Genomic DNA, 5051 nt, shown 5'->3' with positions numbered 1-5051 from the left:
TCGCCCAACGCCACCTCCAAAAGGCAGCCTTGAATCAACGCCCGATCCTGCTGTCAACCTTTGTCCACGAAACCTAGACGCCTTCCTGCAGGGGTAGGTATCGATTTCTGCTATTTCTCTGAGAGAAGCAGGAAGCAGGATTCAATGGAGAGGCTCTGCCACTCGGTGACTGTCAGCGAAATATATAGTGAAATGTCTGAACTTTATGCTGAACGCGCTGCGAGGGCGATGGATAGGTTGGTTCATCCCGATTTATCCTAGCTTTCCACTCGCCTAACCGCAAACTACTGCATAGGATTGTCTCGCCTCTGCAAACCGCCAGCTATCGCTCACCGGCAGGCTGAAAGCCCTTATTCTGCAATCGGTTATTTTTGCGTGTCCAACATGGCTAAGCAGGCGGACCGTATGTGGGGACAGAGATATCACGGCCGAACGGCAAGGATGGGTCGAGGGGGAAGCGCCTGCTACGCGCACATGTTCATCGTTCTACGGCGCATTCTGATCTCGCGGAAGCCGTTGGTGCGGAATCAAGAGGGCAACGATATTCTCTCGAAGATTTCGCCTCCGCCGAAGATGAGGCGCTTTTACGTACCTGAGAAGCATTGTCGACAGAAGTTGCCGGAACACCAATCCCGTTATCCAACGCATGTTCAAGCCTTCGCCACAAGAATTGCCGCGAAGCCAAATCATTTTCCGATTTGTCGGCTTAAATAGTCGTCGCGAGGCTATGAGGGGAAATGGATTATTGTTTCAATACAAAAATGCTTTTAAGGGTATGTCATCAATCCGATGGAATTTCTTTTGCTAGAATATCGGCCTGTTGGCGAAAGAAAATGGCCCTGCGTTTATGCTGCTCGATCAGCAGGATGTCGTCGCGGCGGCATTGAGCAATCAGCGCAGCCTTCTCTTCTTCCACAGCCAGCTGGACCAGGCGAGCATATTGCGTTTTGAGGGCGTGCATGCGCGAGTGTCCATCCATATCCTGACGCTCTTGACCGCTGCCAAATAGGCATGGGCGGCCCCATCGCCAATATGAAATTTCCGACGTTCCCTCTGGCTCTGACCCCGTTTAAATGCGCGCGTTTAAGCGGTTCGCCGGTGCATTTGGATTCCGGGGAACGGTTATTCGATCGGAAATCAGCCGCCTATCTGGCAACGGAAACGCGGACGGTCGGCCACCGAACAGCTACTGTCGGTCAGATGGACTTCACGCCTCTCAGGGCGTAGATTCCGGAAATGGCAAATGAGCTGGACAGTATCGTGGTCCGGGTGGACTGCCCCAAATGCGGTAAGGAACTCAGCGTCTTTTATCGGACTATGCGGCTCCAGAAAGCCGTTGGGTGCTCTTGTGGCGCCGCGATCCGGCTAGCGAACGAGACGTCCATTGCGGACATACAGCGCCTGATAGATCAGCAAAACCCGCCGGTAGCTGATAATGACTGAGCGCGGAGCTGTGGCGCGTGACATAAGCGCGGCGGACCTTCAGCAACTCAAGGTCACATGCCCGTATCGCGCGCAAATTCGGCGCCTGAAGCGGACGATCGGCAAACGACCACAAGCACAGGTTTTTCATTCCTCCCCAAGCTTGCTTGGGGAGATGGCAGCGCGAAGCGCTGACGGAGGGGAAATGGCGCAAGCGCAACGCTATCGCCTCTCCACCGCCTTCGGCGGTCCCCCTCCCCAAGCAAGCTTGGGGAGGATTTCGGGCGATCCGCTACCCACCGCCACCGCCATTCTGGCTGCGGATCTGGCAAGGTCAAAAGCGGACCGGCGGGTCTAGCGCGGCTCGCAGCGCCTTTCATCCGACCATGTGCCGGGATGGGTGGGAAGTGGAGGGTGGGAGATCGGCGTTGCGTTGATCGTGAAACCAACTGCGCACGCGCTTTGTTTGCTTTGACGGAGACGGATAAAGGATAACGATCATGCCCACGACACCAAAAACTACCGATGGTCCAGAGGACACCGGCGCCGGCGAGCGCACCAACCGGAAGGCCGCGCAGAAGGTCTCGCCAGGAGATCGCAGCGCAACGATCGCTGGGGAGGGGCTGGGAAGCCCTGCCATACGGACGACAGACATTGAAGAGCCCGGCGCCCCGGCTCCGACCAGTGATCGCCCCGACAGAGGTCCAAGCGGTGCAGCGACAGCGGGCAGGTTCCCAGATAATTTACCCAAAAAGCCGGAAAGCCGACAATCCAAAGTCGGCCACAAACCGGAAACGCGGTGATCGGAATCAAGCCTGCTTTCGATACGCATCCTAATTGTGAGGACCGGCTTCCGCGGCCGTAGGCTTTCCGGACCTATCCGCCCAGCCAGGTTGTCAACGCACCCGCCTGAAGCCACGATCGCTAGCCATGAAGCGTTCCAACATAGGGCCGATCAGTCGTTCCACGGGCAAAGGCTGTGAAATCCCGGTATCCTTGGCATGGATGGTCGCATAGGCCTGCAAATCCCGATGCACGGCGGCGGGTAGCTCGATCGCAATCTTGATCGGTTTGTCATCCTCGATCGGCCCAAGCTTGAGTTTCACCATCAGTTTCTCCCTTCCCAAGGCTCGAGGATGATGTCTCGCTTAACCATTACCCGAAGCGGATGGCCGGGTCTGACTGTGAGAGTAGGGGATATTGCCAGTTGTCGTTCCACGATCTGGCGGCCGGCCTGGCTGACGCTGCCTTGCGTACCATAGCGTAATGCACGCACGAAGCTCCCCTCATCGTCGGCCATGACCTCCGTTCCTACGTTCAGCAGCGTAGAAATGAATGCTGCGGCGAGCAGGCCGCCCCAATGATTATCCACGCCATCCTGCAGGCCTGATCTGCCAGCGGAATCAGCGCCTTGAAGCCGATCGAGAAGGATCGAGCTGCCATCGGGGAAAATGATGCGATCCCACGCGAGCAATATCCGTTGCTGGCCGGCCGCGGTAGCGCTGTCATATTCACCGATGAGACGAGAACCTTGCGGTATCAGCAGGATCCGGCCCGACGGGCTATCATAGACATTCTCCGTTACCTGCGCGGTTATGAGGCCGGGCAGGTCCGATCGGATGCCAGTGATAAGCGCCGCGGCGATCACACTGCCGGCCTGCACCACATAGGGCGATGCGGATTTCGCAAGGCTCTGTGTGCTCGCCTTGGCGGTAGCCACGGGTTCAAGAAAATCGTGCCGGCTCGTATCTGAAGTCGGAGATTTGATGGGCGGATCTTCGCCGCCTGTCCCCGCAAATCGAAGCACCCCACCACTGTCGGCTTGCCGCGCCTGCTCCGCGTCCGCGGTGTTTGTAACCATCGACACTGACGCGAGAAACAGCCTGCTCGAGATCGCGGCCTCACGCACGCTTCGTTGACGTTCGCGCTCTTGCTGCTGCGCCGTCAGGCGTTCGTTCGCCGGCGGCCGCTGGTCGGTCCTGTTCGCATCTGCCTGTTGCGCCGAGAGGATCGGCCGTCCCAGGTCTCCGGGCAATGGCGCACCCAATTTCGGGATTTTGGCATAATCGTCCGGGGCCGAAGTGATGGCCTCTGCTTTGATACGGCCTTGCGAGACTGAGACCTCTTCAATCCTGCCGAGCTTCGGTGGCCGCAACGCGTAGATCAAGGTGCCGGCAATGCCTATGCAACTGACGGCTGCCAAGAGTGCGATGACCTTCCGGGACAGCCGCATGACCGGTGGCGGGGCCGCGCGCAACCGGAAGGCGTTGCCACGTGCGTCATCTGATATCTCGGCGGGGTGGTTGTCGTCGCGATTATCGGGCGCGCTCTGTTCCTCAACGATTTCTTCCAGCTTGCTGCTGTCTTCCGGGCTGCTCATTATCGGCGTCCGACCCGAACCGGCTTGGGTTCGATCCGCTTGATCCGCACCAGCTTGTTGCTCTTTCTGTCACCGAGCCTCAGTTCCGCTGCATCAAAGAGGCGATCCGCGATCATGTAGTGCCCCTGCACACGGTAATTCACGAGCTCGGCTGAGCCAGATGCGCCCGTGACGAACAGCGGTGGCATTTCTCCGGTCGCGATATTTGCCGGAAACTCGATCATGACCTGACGGCCGTCGTCAAACGCGCGCAACGGACGCCAAACCGGTAAGTCGCCAGAAATCTCGTAGCGGAAGTTCAGGGCAGCAAGATCGATTCCTGCCGCAACTGGCGCATTGCGGTTTTCCTGCGCAGCTGCGGCCTCCAATGCGAAAAGTGCGTCCTGTGGATAAGTCCAGGAAACCGACGCCATGTAGGTCGACGGCGTAGCGTGCAATTCGAGATGATATGTACGCTTGTTGGTGTTGATGATGAGATTCGTGGCGATATCGCCCCTCGTCGGTTTGACGAGCACATGGACGCGCAGGGACGAACCATTCCCGCTTACCGTATCCCCGATGATCCAGCGTACCGTATCGCCGGCAGCGATCGGGCCGGCGCCGACAAGTTGCTCGCCCTCTTGCAGCGTAATATCGGTGACCTGCCCTGGTGCTGCATAAACCTGATAGAGCGCGCCATCGGCGAAGGCGTAACGCTGTATTGCATTCACATAGTCGGTCTGGCTGGGCTGGATGCGCGCTGCTGCATTTGCCGATTTCACATTTCGCTGGGGAGTTGCAAGCACGGGCCGTACCGCGTGCGACACGGGCTTTAGTTGCCCCGGCAGCGGCAGTGGGACCGGAACAGGCACGATCTTGAGAGTGGGGTTCGACGGTGACTTCGCAGCAGGTGCCATTGTGTCCGCAACCTGCGCCTGAGCAGTCGACGTGGACATTGTTGCGACCATGAGAGGCCGCAGGAGGCGAGCGCCTCCATAGCCACGTAAAGAGGGTCGAGGGATTGTCACTGTCCAAACTCCTTTGACCAGTTGAGGGCATCGACGAAGATTCCGAGCGGGTTTCTGGTCAAGGCGTCCTGGGAACCGGGAGGCTGGAGCGCTACGGTCAGGATGGCCGACCAGCGACTGGTGTCGCTCAATGCGCCCTGCTCATATCGTCGTTCGACCCAGGCGGGGACTGTCAGGATTTCCGTGTGTGGCCGGGCGGTTGATCATCAGGCCGCCATGGCTCTGATGAAACGTTCGCCGAA

The 5051-nt window shown here is 58.5% G+C and carries 4 protein-coding genes and 1 pseudogene; all 5 read right to left on the bottom strand.

The genetic code is table 11. The features are described 5' to 3' along the window. Window positions 1-781: 781 nt before the first annotated feature. A complete protein-coding gene (locus tag AC0KVN_RS27400; RefSeq protein ID WP_483656797.1) occupies window positions 782-961 on the bottom strand; it encodes a hypothetical protein in 180 nt (59 codons plus the stop codon). A 1357-nt stretch (window positions 962-2318) separates the two neighbouring features. Next, on the bottom strand, window positions 2319-2531 hold the full coding sequence (locus AC0KVN_RS27395) for a DUF2274 domain-containing protein (RefSeq protein ID WP_483656795.1): 213 nt from the start codon (window positions 2529-2531) through the stop codon (window positions 2319-2321). Then, a complete protein-coding gene (locus AC0KVN_RS27390; RefSeq protein WP_483656793.1) occupies window positions 2531-3802 on the bottom strand; it encodes a TraB/TrbI/VirB10 family type IV secretion system protein in 1272 nt (423 codons plus the stop codon). Before AC0KVN_RS27390 ends, AC0KVN_RS27395 begins: the two co-directional genes overlap by 1 nt. Beyond that, window positions 3802-4749: a P-type conjugative transfer protein TrbG gene (gene trbG, locus AC0KVN_RS27385; RefSeq protein ID WP_483656791.1), complete on the bottom strand. Its 948-nt coding sequence runs from the start codon at window positions 4747-4749 to the stop codon at window positions 3802-3804. Before trbG ends, AC0KVN_RS27390 begins: the two co-directional genes overlap by 1 nt. 56 nt (window positions 4750-4805) lie before the next feature. Beyond that, window positions 4806-4973: pseudogene (locus AC0KVN_RS27380) on the bottom strand (VirB8/TrbF family protein); the annotation flags it as partial. Window positions 4974-5051: the final 78 nt, after the last annotated feature.

The organism is Sphingobium sp. SG1 (genome assembly GCF_057063145.1).
This window is presented reverse-complemented; position numbering and strand designations above follow the sequence as displayed.